Here is an 18025-nt window from a genome sequence, read left to right on the forward strand (position 1 = left end):
ATTATTAAGAAATATTACAGATTATTTCTCCTCCAACTTTTTTTTCTCTAGCTTCATTGTCAGTTAAAATTCCATAAGATGTTGAAATAATTGCAACACCCAGACCGTTTTGAACTCTGGGCAAACTATCAAATCTTGTATAAATTCTTCTTCCAGGTTTAGAGACTCTACTAATTTCATTAATTACTGGGTTACCATGAACATATTTTAAATTAACCTTTAAATGATCATATGAAGTATCTTCATTCTTAACTGTTTCATAGCCTTCAATAAATCCTTCTCTTTCCATCGCATCCAAAACAAATTTTTTAAATTTAGAAGATGGAACCATTACATGTGGATGGTTTCTCTGTTGTGCATTTCTAATTCTTGCAAACATATCTCCTACTGGATCGCTTATTGTCATAATCTATCTCCTACCAACTTGATTTTGTCATGCCTGGAATTTTACCCATAGAAGCAAGTTCTCGAAGGGCTATTCTAGACATTTTAAGTTTACGGTAATAACCATGTGGTCTACCTGTTATTTCACATCTATTTCTTATTCTATTTTTTGCAGAATTCTTTGGTAACTTTGCAAGCTTCAATGCTGCTTCAAATCTTTCATTTAAATTTACTTTCTTATCCATAACTATTTTTTTTAGCTTCTTTCTCTTAGCTTCATATTTCTTTGCTAACTTTATTCTTTTTTTATTTTTTTCTACAGCTGATACTTTTGCCATTAGTTAGCTCCTTTCTTTACAAATGGAAAATTGAATTTATCTAATAATGCTTTTGATTGGTTTTTATCAGTTGTTGAGGTTACTACTGTAATATCCATTCCTCGAACTTTGTCGACTTTGTCAAAATTTACTTCAGGGAAAATTACATGCTCTTTAACACCAAAGCTATAATTTGCATTATCATCAAAACTTTTTGGGTTTAATCCTCTAAAATCTTTAATTCTTGGTAAAGCAATATTAATCAATCTATCGAGGAAAAAGTACATATTATTTTTTCTTAAAGTCACCTTTAATCCTAAGGGTATCTTTGCTCTTGTTTTAAAGTTAGAGATTGCTTTTTTTGATTTCGTTACAACAGGTTTTTGCCCTGCTATGTTAGCAAGGTCAGTTTCAATTGTTTTTAAAACTTTGTTATCATTTGCATCTAAACCAAGACCCATATTAATTACAATTTTTTCAAGTCTTGGAACTTGCATAACATTTTTTACTCCCAGGCTATCTTTTAATTGAGGAAGAATTTCTGATTTGTAGATAGATTTTAATCTTGGTTCCATTTTATTTTGCTACCTTTTTTTTCACTGCAGTTTTTTTTGTTTTTACTTCAGTTTTTTTAGTTTTTGCTTCAGTTTTTTTTGCTTTTGTTTCAGTTTTTATTGTGTCTTGTTTTTTTGATTTCTCTTGGCTTTTTTTACCATCAATAATTTTCAAATTTGATAAATGAACAGGTTTTTCAATACTAACTATTCCACCTTTTTGTTCTTTAGTTGGTTTTTGATGTTTTTTCTTCACATTTACCCCTTTTACAAGAGCGCTGTAATTTTTTGGAAACAGCTTAATTATTTCACCTGACTTACCTTTGTCAGCACCTGTAATTAATTGAACTGTTTGTCCTTTTTTAAGTTTTGTTTTCATTTTTATAAAACCTCTGGTGCCAGAGATATAATTTTCATATGTTTTTTATCTCTAAGTTCTCTAGTTACAGGGCCAAATATTCTTGTCCCAATAGGCTCTCCATTTGCAGCTATTAATACAGCAGCATTTTTGTCAAATTTAATAGCCGAACCATCATTTCTTTGAATTTGTTTTTTTGTTCTTACGATCACGGCTTTGTGAACATCACCTTTTTTAACTTTACCTTTTGGCATAGCATCTTTGATACTAACCACTACGATGTCACCAATACTAGCGTATCTTCTTTTAGAGCCACCAAGAACTTTGATGCATTCAATCCTTTTTGCACCAGTATTATCAGCAACTTCCATTTCTGTTTGAACTTGAATCATATTAATTCTCCAAAACTCTCCATTTTTTTAATTTAGAAATTGGTTTGGACTCAATAATTTTAATTTCATCTCCAACTTTGAATTCACCTGTATCATAATGAGCATGATACTTTTTAGATCTTTTTAAAACTTTCTTTAATACTGGGTGTCTAAATTTTCTTTCTACCTGAATTACTACAGTATTTTGATTTTTAGCACTTACAATTTTTCCTGTTAAAACTCTTTTTGGCATTAGTTATCTTTCTTCTTTTGGTTTAGAAAAGTTAAAATTTTTGCAATAGATCTTCTTACAGTTCTAACTCTAGCAGTATTTTGAACTTGAGAATTAACTTTTTGAAATCTTAAATTGAATTGCTCTTTTTTAAAATTCGTCAACTCTTTTTGTAGTTGAGCTACTGTTAATTTTTTAATTTCTGAGGTTTTCATTTCTATAAATTTAAATTCCTTTTGATAATTTTTGTTTTGATAGGCAGTTTAGAAGCTGCTCTATCAAAAGATTCTTTTGCTACCGTATCACTAACTCCATCTATTTCGAAAATTACTCGACCAGGTTTTACTCTATATACCCAAAATTCGGGTGAACCTTTTCCTTTACCCATCCTAACTTCTATTGGTTTTTTTGAAACAGGAATATTAGGAAAAATTCTCAACCAAACACGTCCTTTTCTTTGCATGTGTCTTGTTAAAGCAACTCTGGCTGCCTCTATTTGTCTAGAAGTTACTCTTTCAGGTTCTAGAGCCTGTAGGCCATGTGACCCGAAATTCAAAGCTGCACCTCTTGTAGCTTTTCCTTTAATTCTACCTTTGTGTGCTTTTCTAAATTTTGTTCTTGATGGTTGTAACATTAATTAGCTTCCTCTTTTTTTTCAGCTTCAATTTTCTTTTGTAAATCTTTTTGGAAAACAACACCTTTGTATATCCAAACTTTTACACCTATAATTCCATAAGTAGTAGAAGCTTCAGCTTCGGCATAATCTACGTCTGCTCTTAATGTGTGAAGTGGTATACTACCTTCTCTTAACCATTCAGTTCTTGCGATTTCATTTCCACCTAAACGACCACTTACAGTAACTTTAATTCCTTTTGCCCCAAGTCTTAAAGATGAAGACATAGCTCTTTTCATTGCTTTTCTATATGCAACTCTTTTTTCTAATTGTTGAGCAATGTTTTCAGCAACTAAGTATGAATCAAGTTCAGGTTTTCTAATTTCTTTAATATTTACACTTACTTCATCATTAGTAATTTTTGATATATTATTTTTTATCTTTTCAATATCAGAGCCTTTTTTTCCAATTACAAAACCTGGTCTTGATGTATAGATTGTTACAACACATTTTTTTGAAGGTCTTTCTATTAAAATTTTAGAAACACCAGAGTTTTTAATTGTTTTATTAATGTATTTTCTGATTTTAAAATCTTCTATTAAATACGTCCCATAATTTTGCTTTTTAGCAAACCACACAGAATCCCAAGTTCTGTTAATTTTTAACCTAATTCCAATTGGATTAACTTTTTGTCCCATAATTAAGCTCTTTTTCCTTCAGTTTCTTTTTTTTCACTTACAATAATTGTTAGGTTAGAAAATGGTTTTTTAATTTCACCAGCCCTTCCTCTAGCTCTAGGTCTATATCTCTTCATTACCATTCCTTTTCCAACATAAGCTTCTTTAATAAATAAATTATCAATATCTAATTGATTATTATTTTCAGCATTTGCCACTGCTGATTTAATTGTTTTTGAAATTTCTTTAGAAACTCTTTTTTCTGAAAATTGTAAATTTCTTAAAGCGATATCAGCTTTTTTTCCTCTGATAGATCTTAAAATGTCATTAATTTTCCTAGGGCTTGATCTTAAATTTCTGTAGACCGCTTTTACAGTAGATAAGTCTTTTGTAGGCTTTATGTTTTTAGGCATTATTTAGCATCCTTTTTTGGTGCAGCAGCCGCGCCTGCTTTTTTATCAGCTGGAGTATGTCCTAAGAATTGTCTAGTAGGAGCAAACTCCCCTAATTTATGACCAACCATTTCATCAGAAATAGTAATTGGGATAAACTTTTTTCCGTTATGTATTTCAAATTTTAAACCAACAAATTCAGGGACAATAGTAGAACTACGTGACCATGTCTTGATTGGTCTTTTTAAAGCATCACCACCTTTATCTACTTTCTTTAATAGACTTGGGTGAACGAATGGTCCTTTCCAAACTGATCTAGCCATAAATTATCTTCTCTTTTTCTTTCTAGAAATAATAAATTGATCTGTTTTTTTATTATTTCTTGTTTTTAATCCTCTAGTTCCTTGTCCCCAAGGAGTGACTGGGTTTCTTCCACCTGATGTTTTACCTTCACCACCACCATGTGGGTGATCTACAGGGTTCATAACTACACCTCTTACAGTAGGTCTTTTACCTAACCATCTATTTCTTCCTGCTTTACCAATTTTTTTGTTTTTATTATCTACGTTAGAAACTTGCCCGATTGTCGCTTTACACTTTGATAAAATTTTTCTTGTTTCACCGGATCCTAGTTTAATTAGAGTATAATCATCATCCTGACCCATAACTGTTGCCGAAGATCCTGCAGATCTTGCCAATATTCCACCCTTTCCAGGAGTTAATTCAATATTATGAACTGATGTGCCTGCTGGGATATTTTTTAACATCATTGAATTTCCTTTTTGAACCTCTGTTTTGTCACCAGAAACTACTTTATCGCCAATTTTAAGTCCTTCGACACCTAAAACATAACTTAAAACTTTGTCTTGATATTCTATAAGCATTATATTTGCGCTTCTAAACGGGTCATATTCAAAACGTTTAACTTCAGCTGGAATATCATTCTTGGATCTTTTAAAATCAATTAAACGGTATCTTTTTTTATGACCCATCATTTTGTGTCTCGTTGTAATACGACCTTGGTTATTTCTTCCAACAGCTCTTTTTTTAAACTTTGTTAGACTTTTTTCAGGTTTTCCTTTCCACAAATCACTTCTATCAACCAATATTGTTGATCTTGTTGATTTTGTATAAGGTTTAAAACTTTTTAATGCCATTTATTAAACTCCTGCTGTCATATCAATTGTCTGACCTTCTTTTAAAGTGATAATTGCTTTCTTATATCCTGTTTTACTGCCAACTTTACCTCTTACCATTTTAACTCTTGGCTTTGATAAAATCGTATTCACTTTGATTACTTCTACTTTGTAAAGTTTCTCAATGCTTTTTTTAATTGAAGATTTATTTGCATCTTTCGCAACTTTAAAAGTTAATTTGTTTAATGCATTTAAATTTGTAGATTTCTCAGTAATGACTGGAGATAAAATAATATCAAATGCTGCGTTTTCGTTTTTCATTATTTATTTAACCTTTCTTCAATTGCTTTAAAAGATTCTTTTGTGAAAAGAACTTTTTCATATTTAATTAAATCGTAAACATTCGTTCCCACATCTTCTAACTTTTTTGAGTTTGGAATGTTTTTAATACTTCTAACAAATTCTTTTGGAGCGTCTTTATGGTGAATAAATAGTGCACTTTTTGACTTAATATTTTTTAAAAAATCTTTAAAATTTTTAGTTTTTAAACCTGACATTTTTGGTTCATTAAATATTGCAATTTGATCTGACTTCGCCTTTACCGATAAAGCATGGACTAATCCTAATTTTCTAACTTTTTTATTTAATTTTTTAACTGCGTAATTACCTCTATGTCTTGGTCCGTGAGCAATACCACCGCCTACAAATATAGGCGCAGTAATATTACCATGTCTTGCACCACCCGATCCTTTTTGTTGTACTATTTTTTTTCTTGAACCTTTAACTTCACCTCTGCTCTTAGTATGACCAGTTTTTTTAAACATTCTATTTTGTTGCCAGTCAATCACTTGCTGAATAATATCTTTTCTTGGTTTAACTTTAAAAACTTTATCCGAAGCTTCTAAAGAACCAACATTTTTACCATCAATACTTATTTCATTAATTTTCATTACTTTTTCTCAGCCCCTTCACCTTCACTTTTTTCAGTTGCGAGAGTTTCAGTTTTTTTATCTTTTTTCTTTTTATCTTTCTTTGTAGATTGCATTTCTGCTAATGAAGCTTTGTATTTTTCAACTCTTTCTTTAATTGACGATTTATTTTTATTCTTGATTGCCTCTTGAATTTCAACGTAACTATTTTTGCTTCCTGGAACTGCTCCTTTTAGATATAGTAAATTATTTTCTAAATCTGCCTCAACTACCTCTAAGCCTAACGTAGTTCTGTATTTAGCCCCCATGTGCCCAGCCATTTTTTTGCCTTTAAACACTTTACCAGGATCTTGGCATTGACCAGTTGAGCCGTGTGCTCTATGAGAAATTGATACCCCGTGAGTTGCTCTCATACCGCCAAAGTTATGCCTTTTCATTGATCCAGCAAAACCTTTACCGATAGTTTTTGCTCTTACGTCTACATATTTTTTATCTTTTAAAACGTCTAAATTAATTTCAGTTCCTGGTTTTAACTCTTCAGTGTTTTCTAATCTAAATTCTTTAAGAATTTTTTTGGGCTCCTGTGATTTTTTTGCAAAAAAGCCTTTCATTTGTTTTGTAAGTTTTGAATTTTTTATATGTCCGTACCCAACTAGAACAGCTGAATAGCCTCTTTTTTCTTTATTAATTACATCAACAACTTTCGCTTTTTCAATTTTTAATACAGTCACTGGCAGAGACTCTCCATTTTCAAAGAATCTTTGTGTCATTCCTAATTTTTTTCCTACCAATCCAATAGCCATAACTAAATTTTAATCTCCACATCTACACCTGCTGCTAAATCTAACTTCATTAAAGCTTCAATTGTAGCTGGTGTTGGTTCCATAATATCAATTAGTCTCTTATGAGTTCTTGTCTCAAATTGCTCTCTACTCTTCTTATCAATATGAGGTGATCTCAATACAGTATAAATTTCTTTTTTTGTTGGAAGTGGAATAGGTCCTTTAATTTGAGCACCAGTTCTTTTAGCAGTATTTACAATCTCTTCGGTTGATTGATCTAATATTTTGTGATCGTAAGCTTGTAGTCTAATTCTGATATGTTGTTGATCCATTTGTTATTATCCTGCCAGTTTCTTTGTTACTTCGTCCTGAACATTTTGAGGAACTTTTTCATAATGAGAGAATTGCATAGTATATTGGGCTCTTCCTTGAGACATTGATCTTAAGTTGTTTACATAACCAAACATATTAGCCAAAGGAACATTTGCATTAATCACTGTTGCATTTCCTCTTTTGTCGGTTGACCCAACTTGACCACGTCTACTATTTAAATCACCAATAACATCACCCATGTAATCTTCTGGGGTTACTACTTCAACTTTCATAATTGGCTCTAAAAGCTTTAGACCGCCTTTTTGACATGCTTCTTTGAAACAAGCTCTTGAAGCTATTTCAAAAGCTAAGACACTAGAGTCAACATCATGGTGTAACCCATCAATAATTTGAACTTTATAATCAATAACAGGAAAGCCTGCTAAAATTCCAGAGTCTGCCACACCTTCAATTCCTTTTTCAACACCAGGAATGAATTCTTTAGGTATCGCACCACCTTTAATTAAACTTTCAACTTCTCTACCCTTACCTGGTTCTTGTGGTTCTACAATTAATTTTACTCTTGCAAACTGTCCTGAGCCACCAGACTGTTTTTTGTGTGTATAATCAACTTCAGCTGATCTTTCGATTGTTTCTCTATAAGCAACTTGTGGTGCACCAATATTTGCATCTACTTTAAATTCTCTTTTCATTCTATCTACAATAATATCTAAATGAAGTTCGCCCATACCTTTAATAATGGTTTGACCAGACTCAGTATCTGATGACACTCTGAAAGATGGATCTTCTTTTGCCAGTCTCTGTAAAGCTTCACCCATTTTTTCCTGGTCACCTTTTGTTTTTGGTTCAACAGCAATCTCAATAACTGGGTCAGGAAACTCCATTGGCTCTAAAACAATCGGATTGTTTTTAACACAAAGAGTATGTCCAGTAATTGTATGTTTCAAACCTGCTAAGGCAACAATATCTCCTGTGCTTGCTTCTTTAATATCTTCTCTATCGTTAGCATGCATCAATAGCATTCTTCCAATTCTCTCTTCTTTATCTGTAGATGAATTTAATACTCCAGTTCCAGAAACTAATTTTCCAGAGTAAATTCTAATAAATGTGATAGTTCCTACGAAAGGGTCATTGGCAACCTTGAATGCTAGCGCTGAAAAAGGTTCACTATCATCAAATTTTCTAACTAATTCCTCATCTGAACCAGGTTTAGTTCCTTTTATTTCATTAAGATCCAAAGGACTTGGAAGAAAATCAACTACTGCATCTAATAAAGGTTGCACACCTTTATTTTTAAATGCAGAACCAGTTAATACAGGTACAAAACTAAAATTTAATGTACCTTTTCTAATGCATTTTTTTAAGTCTTCTTCACTAATTTCTTTGCCTTCTAAGTAAGCTTCCATCAATTTTTCATCTTGCTCAACTGCTGTTTCAACAAGATCTTGTCTATATTTTTCAGCTTTTTCTTTTAAGTCAGCAGGAATATCAACTTCATTAAACTTTGCTCCAAGATCTTCTGCTTCCCAAACCAGACCCTTCATTTTAACTAAGTCTACAACACCTTGTAGATCAGCTTCAGCTCCAATTGGAATTTGTAAAACTAAAGGAGTTGCACCTAATCTTTCTTTAATCATGTCTACACATCGGTAGAAATCAGCACCAGTTCTGTCTAGTTTATTTACAAAGCACATTCTTGGAACTTTGTACTTATCTGCTTGTCTCCAAACAGTTTCTGATTGTGGTTCAACACCTGCAACGCCATCAAATACAGCAACAGCTCCGTCTAATACTTTTAAAGATCTTTCAACTTCAATAGTAAAATCTACGTGGCCTGGGGTATCGATAATATTAATTCTGTGATCTTTCCAAAAACAGGTTGTTGCAGCTGAAGTAATTGTTATTCCTCTTTCTTGTTCTTGCTCCATCCAATCCATTGTTGCTGCCCCATCATGCACTTCACCAATTTTATGAGACTTACCTGTGTAATATAAAACCCTTTCAGTTGTTGTAGTTTTTCCAGCATCAATATGTGCCATGATACCAATATTTCTGTATTTATCTTTAGCGTAAACTTTACTCATAATTTTCTACCATCTAAAATGAGCAAAAGCTTTATTCGACTCTGCCATTTTATGTGTGTCCTCTCTTTTTTTAATTGCCGATCCTTTATTTGTTGATGCATCAAGAAATTCTTTCATCAATCTTTCTTGCATTGTTTTGTCACCTCTTTTTTTTGCAGCATCTAGTAACCATCTAATCGCTAATGCTTGGCCACGATCAGCTTTTACCTCAACGGGTACTTGATAAGTAGCACCACCAACTCTTCTTGATTTAACTTCTAAATTTGGTTTTACATTTTTAATAGCCTCATTAAAAACTTTAACAGGATCTTCTTTTGCTTTTTCTTTAATTAAACTAAATGAATTATAAAAAATTTTTTCTGCAGTGGTTTTTTTTCCACCAATCATTAATGCATTTATAAATTTTGAAACTGATTTTAATCCGTAAATTGGATCGTCTATAATTTGTCTTTTCGCTTGTCTTCTACGTCTTGACATTATTTAGGCCTCTTCGCTCCATACTTAGATCTTTGTTGTTTTCTATTAGCAACACCTTGAGTATCTAACAAACCTCTTACAACGTGGTATCTAACACCTGGTAAATCTTTTACTCTACCACCTCTAATCATAACAACTGAGTGTTCTTGCAAATTATGACCTTCGCCTGGAATGTATGCAGTAACTTCAAATCCATTTGACAATCTTACTCTCGCAACTTTTCTTAAAGCTGAGTTTGGTTTTTTTGGAGTTGTTGTATACACTCTTGTACAAACACCACGTTTTAATGCGCAAGCTTGTAATGCAGGAACTTTATTCCTAATCACTTGCTTTACACGTTTCTTTTTTAACAACTGGTTTATAGTTGGCATAATAATATTCTTTTTAAGGAAACAATTTGGTAAGCAGTTGGTAGTAGTTTAAAGCCAACGTAGCTTTACGTGCTACCTTAAAAAGTGCGCTATTAATACTGATTATTTTAAGAACGTCAACAATTGCGTGTGTGATTTAATGTAAAAAAATCGTTAATTTATAAGGCTATTAGACCTCAGCTGGCTGTTCTTCAGTCTCAGAGGTAATTGCTTCAGCTGCCATCTTATTTTGTAGTTCAATGTCTTTGTCTTTAGCAATTTTATTGTATTTTTGTCTGCTTTTTCCGCTACCTGCTGGAATTAATCGACCTACAATCACGTTTTCTTTTAATCCCATTAAATCATCAGCTTTTCCTTTAATTGAAGCATCAGTTAATACGCGAGTAGTTTCTTGGAAAGAAGCTGCAGATATAAATGATTTAGTTTGTAATGAAGCTTTTGTAATACCAAGCATTACAGGATCAAATTCTATTTGTTTTTTACCTTCTTCTTTTAATTTAGCGTTTAAATGTTTAGCATCTATTTTATCCATCACCTCACCTGCTAATAAACTACTCTCCCCAGGATCTTTAACTTCTAATTTTCTTAACATTTGTCTTAAAATAACCTCGATATGCTTATCGTTAATCACAACACCTTGTAATCGATAAACATCTTGAACTTCGTTAACAAAGTAATCTGTTAGTGCTTCTATTCCTAATATTCTTAAAATATCATGTGGTGCTGGACTTCCGTCTAACAAATATTCACCTTTTGTAATTTTTTCACCAGGATTGTAATTGATTTGCTTTCCTTTAGGGATCAAATAATTAGACTCTATTCCATCTTTTTCTTTAATAGTAATTTTTTGCTTACCTCTAATTTCTTTTCCAAAAATAATTTCACCATCATTTTCGGCAATTATCGCGCCATCTTTTGGTTTTCTAGCTTCAAATAATTCGGCAACTCTTGGTAAACCTCCAGTAATATCTTTAGTTTTTGAAGTTGCTTTTGGCAATCTTGCTAATACATCTCCTGCGTTCACTTTATCTCCATCTGCCACTGATAAAATTGTTTCAGGAGATAAATAATATCTAGCTTCATTTCCATCTGCTTTTAAAACCACTTTGTCTTTGCTGTCTCTCAAAGTAATTCTAGGTTTTAAATCTAAATTTTTAGACTGAGATCTCCAATCTAAAACTATTTTAGATGAAATACCTGTTGCTTCATCAGTCTTGTCTGCAATAGATACTGCATCAACTAGATCAACATAATTTGCAATTCCAGATGTCTCAGCAATAACCGGTACTGTATATGGATCCCAATCACAAATTTTTTGTCCTTTTTTAACTTGTTCATCTGGCTTAACATATAACTTTGAACCATACGGAACTTTAAACGACGCGAAAACTACACCATCTTTTTCAAGGGTTAATTCGATGTTTCTTCCCATGATGATTAAGTTTTTACTTGAGTCTTCAACTAAGTTTTTATTAGATATTTTTAATGTTCCAGCATCTGGTGCTGTTATAGATGAATCGTCTTTAATTTGCGCAGTTCCACCAACGTGGAAAGTTCTCATTGTTAACTGAGTACCAGGCTCTCCAATTGATTGTGCTGCAATCATTCCAACGCACTCTCCTATAGATACCGGAATACCTCTAGCTAAATCTCTACCATAACACTTTGAACAAACTCCTTGATTACTTTCACAGGTCATTACTGAATAAACATTACAACTTTTAACTCCAGCAGCTTCAATATCTTCACACTTAAATTCATCAATCATTTGATTTTTTTTAACGATAACTTCACCCGTAAGAGCGTTTTTAATATCTTCTGCAGCATTTCTACCTAATGCTCTTTCAGATAAGCTTACAACAACATTTCCACCTTCAATAATTTCAGAAATTGTAATTGATTTTTTGGAACCGCAATCTTTTTCATTAATAATAACATCCTGAGATACATCGCACAGTCTTCTAGTTAAGTACCCAGAGTTTGCAGTCTTCAAGGCGGTATCAGCAAGACCTTTACGTGCTCCGTGTGTTGATGTGAAATACTCTAAAATAGTTAAACCCTCTTTAAAATTTGAAATAATTGGAGTTTCAATAATCTCACCAGATGGTTTCGCCATTAAACCCCTCATACCAGCTAACTGTTTCATTTGAGCAGGTGATCCTCTTGCACCAGAATCTGCCATCATAAATACTGAATTTGATTTTACTCTTCCGTCTTTATCTTGTTGAGGACTTGAGATAATTTCCATCATTTCAGATGCAATTTTGTCAGTACACTTAGACCATTGATCGATAACTTTATTGTATTTTTCACCTCTTGTTATTAATCCTTCAGCATATTGGTTTTCGTATTCTTCAACCATTTTTTTTGCTTCAGAAATAATTGTCTCTTTACTTTCTGGAATGATTAGATCATCTTTTCCAAATGAAATACCTGCTTTAAACGCATTTTTAAAACCAAGTGCCATGATTTTATCACAGAAAATAACTGTTTCTTTTTGACCACAGAATCTAAATACAACATCTATAACTTCTGATATTTGTTTTTTTGCAAGTACTCTATTTACTAAATCAAATTTAATACTTTTGTTTTTAGGTAATACGTTTGCTAATAAAAATCTTCCAGCAGTACTTGTGTATTTTAAAAACTTTTGATTTCCATCTTCATCTTTGGTTTCAAATCTTGAGACTATTTTAGTATGAATATTGATATCACCACTTTCTAACGCAAGCATAATTTGGTCAGTATTTAAAAAGTATCCTTGAGGCTTGTCTTCTTTTTTACCAAGTGGCTCTTGTGATAAATAATAAATTCCTAATACCATATCTTGCGAAGGAACAATAATCGGTTTTCCATTAGCAGGATGTAAAATATTATTCGTTGACATCATTAACACCCTTGCCTCAAGTTGTGCTTCAATACTCAAAGGTACGTGTACTGCCATTTGGTCACCATCAAAGTCAGCGTTAAATGCAGCACAAACTAATGGGTGTAATTGAATTGCTTTACCTTCAGTTAGAATAGGTTCAAAAGCTTGAACACCTAGTCTGTGAAGGGTTGGAGCTCTATTTAATAAAATTGGATGTTGTCTAATTACATGATCTAAAATATCCCAAACTTCTTGTTTTTCTTTTTCAACAATTTTTTTTGCTTGTTTAATTGTTGTAGCGTAACCTAATTTATCTAATCTTGCGTAAACAAAAGGTTTAAATAACTCTAAAGCCATTTTCTTTGGTAAACCACATTGATGAAGTTTTAATTCAGGTCCGGCAACAATTACTGATCTTCCAGAGTAATCTACTCGTTTACCAAGCAAGTTTTGTCTAAATCTTCCTTGTTTACCTTTTAACATTTCAGCTAAAGACTTTAATGGTCTTTTACCTGTTCCAGTAATCACTCTTCCTCTTCTACCATTATCAAATAATGCATCTACTGACTCTTGAAGCATTCTTTTTTCATTTCTTACAATGATATCGGGAGCTCTAAGGTCCATCAGTCTTCCTAATCGGTTATTTCTATTTATAACTCTTCTGTACAGATCGTTTAGATCTGATGTTGCAAATCTACCACCATCTAAAGGAACTAAAGGTCTTAGCTCTGGTGGAATTACTGGCAATGTTGTAAGTACCATCCACTCTGGTTTATTCCCTGAATCTGCAAAAGATTCTAATAGCTTTAATCTTTTTATAGTTTTTTCTAAAACAACTTTTGAATTAATTGTTTTTATATCTTCTCTTAATTTATCTCTCTCTGCTTCAACATCAATATTAGCCAAGCATTCTCTAATCGCTGCAGCACCAATACCAGCAGAGAATTGATCTTCGCCATATTCATCTTGTGCTTTCAAAAACTCTTCTTCTGAAATAATCTGATTTTTTTCTAATTTTGTAAGACCTGGTTCAATGACAATAAAGTTTTCATAGTATAAGACTTTTTCTAAATCTTTTAATTTTAAGTCTAGTGATAATGCTATTCGACTTGGTAAAGATTTCAAAAACCAAATGTGTGACACAGGAGTAGATAATTCAATATGTCCCATTCTTTCTCTTCGAACATTAGATTTAGTGATTTCAGTTCCACATTTTTCACAAATAATACCTCTGAATTTCATTCCTTTGTATTTTCCACATAAACATTCGTAATCTTTAACTGGTCCAAAAATTCTTGCACAGAAAAGACCATCTTTTTCAGGTTTGAAAGTTCTATAATTAATAGTCTCTGGTTTCTTTATTTCACCAAACGACCAGGATCTTATTTTTTCTGGACTTGCTAATGAAATTTTAATTTTAGAAAAGTCTTGTTTATTAACTTTTTTTGAAAATAAATTTGTTAGTTCTTTACTCATTAATTTAACTCCAGATTTAATGCTAATGATCTAATTTCTTTAACCAAAACGTTAAACGACTCTGGAATACCAGATTCAAAATCATCATCACCTTTTACAATTGTTTCATAAACTTTTGTTCTACCTGCAACATCATCTGATTTGACCGTTAAAATTTCTTGTAATGTGTAAGCTGCTCCATATGCTTCGAGGGCCCAAACTTCCATTTCTCCAAATCTTTGGCCACCAAATTGAGCTTTACCACCAAGAGGTTGTTGTGTAACTAAACTATAAGGTCCAGTTGATCTTGCATGAATTTTATCATCAACCATGTGATAAAGTTTCAGCATATAAATAATACCCACCGTCACTTCTCTATCAAATTTTTCACCAGTTCTTCCATCATATAAAGTTGTTTGCCCACTTTCAGGTAAATCTGCAAACTTTAACATTCCTGTTACATCTTCAACACTTGCACCGTCGAAGACTGGAGTAGCAATAGGCACTCCACTTGATAAATTATGAAGAAGGTCTTTGGTTTCATCTTCTTTTAACTTTTTAATTTCTTTGTCAATTTCACTATTATTATAAATCTTACCAAGCGCATCTTTTGCTTGCTCAAATGTTTTTTGTTTAGCTTTGTATTCGTTGTATAGTTTATTAACTTTTTCACCTAACTCAGAACATGCCCAGCCTAAATGAGTTTCTAAAATTTGACCTACGTTCATACGACTTGGAACGCCAAGTGGATTTAAACAAACATCAACAGGTTTTCCGTTAGCCATATAAGGCATATCTTCAACAGGAACTATTCTGCTAATAACACCTTTATTTCCATGTCGACCAGCCATTTTATCGCCAGGTTGAAGTTTTCTTTTCATGGCTACAAAAACTTTTACCATTTTCATCACACCAGGTAACAATTCATCACCTCTTTCAATTTTATCAACTTTGTCTTCAAATCTTGATTGGATGTCTTTTTTTGCCTTATTGTACTGCTCTTTCAATGTAGATAAATCTTCATTTGACCTTGCATCATCTAGTTTTAGTTTGAATATATCTGATAGAGATAATGTTCTAACCTCATCATCACTTAATTTGCTTCCTTTTGAGAAAGTCTTGTAGTCTTCAGTTAAACTTGTTTTGGATAAAATCTGTTGAGCTCTAATTTTTATATTTAATTCTAAAATACTTTCCTCAGCTTGCTTATCTGACATTACAGCTTCAATTTCAGATTTTTCAATTGATAAAGCTCTTTCATCTTTTTCAATTCCATGTCTATTAAACACTCTAACTTCAACAACAGTACCACCTGTTCCTGATGGCATTTTTAATGATGTATCTCTTACATCCGTTGCTTTTTCTCCAAAAATAGATCTTAATAATTTTTCTTCTGATGAAACTTTTGTATCTCCTTTAGGTGTAAGCTTTCCAACTAAAATATCTCCAGGTTTTACTTCAGCGCCCACATATACAATTCCTGACTCATCAAGGTTACGTAGAGCCTCTTCACTAGTATTAGGAATATCTCTTGTAATTTCTTCAGGACCTAATTTTGTATCCCTTGCCATAACCTCATATTCTTCAATATGAATAGATGTAAACACATCATCAGAAACACATCTTTCTGATATTAAAATAGAATCTTCAAAATTGTAACCAAGCCAAGGCATAAATGCTACAGTTACGTTTTTACCAAGGGCTAACTCACCTAATTGTGTAGATGGTCCATCAGCAATCACATCACCTTTTTTAATTACATCACCAACTTTAACTAAAGGTCTTTGGTTAATGCATGTATTTTGATTTGATCTTTGGAATTTTAATAAATTATAAATATCGACACCAGATTTTGTTAAATCTTTATCAGATGTTGCTTTTACAACTATTCTTTTTCCATCAATTTTTTCTACTACGCCATCTCTTTTTGCAATAATTGTTGCGCCTGAATCTAAAGCTACATCTTTTTCAATTCCAGTTCCAACTAAAGGAGACTCATTTTTAATTAAAGGAACTGCTTGTCTCATCATATTAGATCCCATTAATGCTCTATTCGCATCATCATTCTCTAAGAATGGTATTAAAGCTGAAGCAACTGAAACAACCTGCTTAGGAGATACGTCCATAAAATCTATGTTTTCTGGTTTAGCCAATTCAAAACCAAGATTTCTTCTGCATGAAACAAGTTCATCTTTAAAAGTTCCATCGGTATTTAGTACTGAGTTTGCCTGTGCAATTGTATATCTTCCTTCTTCCATAGCAGACAAATAATGAATTTCTTTTGTAACTTTTCCATTTTTTACAGATCGGTATGGGCTTTCGATAAAACCGTATTTATTTACCCTAGAGTATGTTGCTAAACTGTTAATTAAACCAATGTTTGGCCCCTCTGGAGTTTCGATTGGGCAAATTCTTCCGTAATGTGTTGGATGAACGTCACGTACTTCAAAGCCAGCTCTTTCTCTGGTTAAACCTCCTGGACCTAACGCTGAAACTCTTCTTTTATGTGTAATCTCAGATAATGGGTTAGTTTGATCCATAAATTGAGATAATTGAGATGTACCATAAAATTCTTTTAATGATGCTGCGATTGGTTTTGAGTTAATCAAATCTTGTGGCATCACAGTATCGATTTCAACTGACGACATTTTTTCTTTAATAGCTCTTTCCATTCTAACAAGACCTATTCTAAATTGATTTTCTACGAGTTCTCCTACAGATCTAACTCTTCTGTTTCCAAGATGGTCAATATCATCGACTTCTTCTTTTCCATCTTTTAGTCTAAGCATTGTTTCTGCTATTTTGAGGATATCCTCTTTTCTCAATACAGTAATTTTTGGATCGCAGTCTAAATCAAGTCTAGAGTTTAATTTAACTCTTCCAACGTCTGAAAGGTCATATCGAGTATTATTAAAAAATAAATTATTAAATAAATTCCTTGATGTTTCTAATGTAGGTGGCTCTCCTGGTCTTAAAATTCTATATATATCCATTACCGCTTCATCAGCAGTATTATTTTTGTCTACAATCAAAGTATTTCTTAAATAAGAGCCAATATTTAAACCATCAATTTCAGATAAATAAAAAGATTTAATATTTAACGCTTTTAATTTTTCTAAACTTTCGTCAGTAACTTCATCCCCAGATTCAAAATAAACTTCACCGGTTTTTTCATTGAAGATATCATCAGCAAAATATCTTCCATGAACCTCCTCTAATGATGCAAAAATATTTTTAAGACCTTCTTTTTGCAATTTCATTGCTATAGGAATATTTACTTTAGTACCTTCTTTTAAAACTTTTTTATTATTATCTGCGTTTACAAGATCATGTTTTAGTTTATAATTTTTGTATCTCTGTGGGATAAATTTAGTTTTAAGTTTATCTTTATCAACAAAATCAAATTTTATTTTTTCATGAAATAAATTTAATAATTCATCTCTTGGGTAACCAAGAGCCATTAATAAAGTAGTTGATGGAATTTTTTTCTTTCTATCAATTCTAAAATATAAAATATCTTTTATATCGTATTCAAAATCTAACCAAGACCCTCTGTATGGAATTACTCTACAATTAAACAAAAGTTTTCCACTTGAATGTCCTTTTCCTTTATCATGATCTAAGAAAATTCCTGGGCTTCGGTGCATTTGGTTTACTACTACTCTTTCAATACCGTTAACAACGAAAGTAC

Annotated in this window: 21 protein-coding genes; all 21 read right to left on the reverse strand. The window is 32.2% G+C overall.

Going from position 1 to position 18025, the window contains the following annotated elements:
• Nucleotides 1-4: 4 nt before the first annotated feature.
• On the reverse strand, nt 5-406 hold the full coding sequence (rpsH, locus tag ACTTAQ_RS03285) for a 30S ribosomal protein S8 (protein ID WP_440695533.1): 402 nt from the start codon (nt 404-406) through the stop codon (nt 5-7).
• A gap of 10 nt (nt 407-416) precedes the next feature.
• On the reverse strand, nt 417-722 hold the full coding sequence (rpsN, locus tag ACTTAQ_RS03290) for a 30S ribosomal protein S14 (protein WP_009360118.1): 306 nt from the start codon (nt 720-722) through the stop codon (nt 417-419).
• A complete protein-coding gene (gene rplE, locus ACTTAQ_RS03295) occupies nt 722-1276 on the reverse strand; it encodes a 50S ribosomal protein L5 (protein ID WP_009360117.1) in 555 nt (184 codons plus the stop codon). The genes rpsN and rplE overlap by 1 nt, the downstream gene beginning before the upstream one ends.
• Nucleotide 1277: 1 nt before the next feature.
• Nucleotides 1278-1634: a 50S ribosomal protein L24 gene (rplX, locus tag ACTTAQ_RS03300; RefSeq protein ID WP_440695536.1), complete on the reverse strand. Its 357-nt coding sequence runs from the start codon at nt 1632-1634 to the stop codon at nt 1278-1280.
• Between the two features lie 2 nt (nt 1635-1636).
• The gene (gene rplN / locus ACTTAQ_RS03305; RefSeq protein ID WP_009360115.1) at nt 1637-2005 is read right to left on the reverse strand and encodes a 50S ribosomal protein L14; all 369 of its coding nucleotides are present in this window, start codon (nt 2003-2005) and stop codon (nt 1637-1639) included.
• Nucleotide 2006: 1 nt separating this feature from the next.
• Entirely contained in the window at nt 2007-2237 is a 231-nt protein-coding gene (gene rpsQ / locus ACTTAQ_RS03310; protein ID WP_009360114.1) for a 30S ribosomal protein S17, read from the reverse strand.
• Complete coding sequence (gene rpmC, locus ACTTAQ_RS03315; RefSeq protein ID WP_009360113.1) at nt 2237-2431, reverse strand: 50S ribosomal protein L29; 195 nt, start codon at nt 2429-2431, stop codon at nt 2237-2239. The genes rpsQ and rpmC overlap by 1 nt, the downstream gene beginning before the upstream one ends.
• Before the next feature lie 2 nt (nt 2432-2433).
• The gene (gene rplP / locus ACTTAQ_RS03320) at nt 2434-2850 is read right to left on the reverse strand and encodes a 50S ribosomal protein L16 (protein ID WP_440695539.1); all 417 of its coding nucleotides are present in this window, start codon (nt 2848-2850) and stop codon (nt 2434-2436) included.
• Complete coding sequence (rpsC, locus tag ACTTAQ_RS03325) at nt 2850-3527, reverse strand: 30S ribosomal protein S3 (protein WP_440695541.1); 678 nt, start codon at nt 3525-3527, stop codon at nt 2850-2852. Before rpsC ends, rplP begins: the two co-directional genes overlap by 1 nt.
• Before the next feature lie 2 nt (nt 3528-3529).
• A complete protein-coding gene (gene rplV, locus ACTTAQ_RS03330) occupies nt 3530-3919 on the reverse strand; it encodes a 50S ribosomal protein L22 (protein WP_009360110.1) in 390 nt (129 codons plus the stop codon).
• Nucleotides 3919-4221, reverse strand: coding sequence for a 30S ribosomal protein S19 (gene rpsS / locus ACTTAQ_RS03335; RefSeq protein ID WP_440695543.1), 303 nt, complete (start codon nt 4219-4221; stop codon nt 3919-3921). The genes rplV and rpsS overlap by 1 nt, the downstream gene beginning before the upstream one ends.
• A gap of 3 nt (nt 4222-4224) precedes the next feature.
• The gene (rplB, locus tag ACTTAQ_RS03340) at nt 4225-5055 is read right to left on the reverse strand and encodes a 50S ribosomal protein L2 (protein WP_009360108.1); all 831 of its coding nucleotides are present in this window, start codon (nt 5053-5055) and stop codon (nt 4225-4227) included.
• A gap of 3 nt (nt 5056-5058) precedes the next feature.
• The gene (gene rplW, locus ACTTAQ_RS03345) at nt 5059-5355 is read right to left on the reverse strand and encodes a 50S ribosomal protein L23 (protein WP_440695546.1); all 297 of its coding nucleotides are present in this window, start codon (nt 5353-5355) and stop codon (nt 5059-5061) included.
• Nucleotides 5355-5984: a 50S ribosomal protein L4 gene (gene rplD, locus ACTTAQ_RS03350; protein ID WP_440680046.1), complete on the reverse strand. Its 630-nt coding sequence runs from the start codon at nt 5982-5984 to the stop codon at nt 5355-5357. Before rplD ends, rplW begins: the two co-directional genes overlap by 1 nt.
• Nucleotides 5984-6766: a 50S ribosomal protein L3 gene (rplC, locus tag ACTTAQ_RS03355; protein ID WP_440695548.1), complete on the reverse strand. Its 783-nt coding sequence runs from the start codon at nt 6764-6766 to the stop codon at nt 5984-5986. Before rplC ends, rplD begins: the two co-directional genes overlap by 1 nt.
• A gap of 2 nt (nt 6767-6768) precedes the next feature.
• Nucleotides 6769-7077, reverse strand: coding sequence for a 30S ribosomal protein S10 (gene rpsJ, locus ACTTAQ_RS03360; RefSeq protein WP_009360104.1), 309 nt, complete (start codon nt 7075-7077; stop codon nt 6769-6771).
• A 6-nt stretch (nt 7078-7083) separates the two neighbouring features.
• Nucleotides 7084-9162 (reverse strand): elongation factor G, encoded by a 2079-nt coding sequence (gene fusA, locus ACTTAQ_RS03365; protein ID WP_440695550.1) that lies wholly within the window; start codon nt 9160-9162, stop codon nt 7084-7086.
• 6 nt (nt 9163-9168) lie between these two features.
• Entirely contained in the window at nt 9169-9639 is a 471-nt protein-coding gene (rpsG, locus tag ACTTAQ_RS03370) for a 30S ribosomal protein S7 (protein WP_440695551.1), read from the reverse strand.
• The gene (gene rpsL / locus ACTTAQ_RS03375) at nt 9639-10010 is read right to left on the reverse strand and encodes a 30S ribosomal protein S12 (protein WP_009360101.1); all 372 of its coding nucleotides are present in this window, start codon (nt 10008-10010) and stop codon (nt 9639-9641) included. The genes rpsG and rpsL overlap by 1 nt, the downstream gene beginning before the upstream one ends.
• A gap of 169 nt (nt 10011-10179) precedes the next feature.
• Complete coding sequence (rpoC, locus tag ACTTAQ_RS03380) at nt 10180-14355, reverse strand: DNA-directed RNA polymerase subunit beta' (protein WP_440695554.1); 4176 nt, start codon at nt 14353-14355, stop codon at nt 10180-10182.
• The coding region (gene rpoB, locus ACTTAQ_RS03385; RefSeq protein ID WP_440695556.1) for a DNA-directed RNA polymerase subunit beta at nt 14355-18025 on the reverse strand (3671 nt) is incomplete at its 5' end. The genes rpoC and rpoB, both read right to left, overlap by 1 nt.

The sequence above is a fragment of the Candidatus Pelagibacter sp. HIMB109 genome (genome assembly GCF_052048155.1).
In the GTDB taxonomy this organism is placed as follows: domain Bacteria; phylum Pseudomonadota; class Alphaproteobacteria; order Pelagibacterales; family Pelagibacteraceae; genus HIMB114.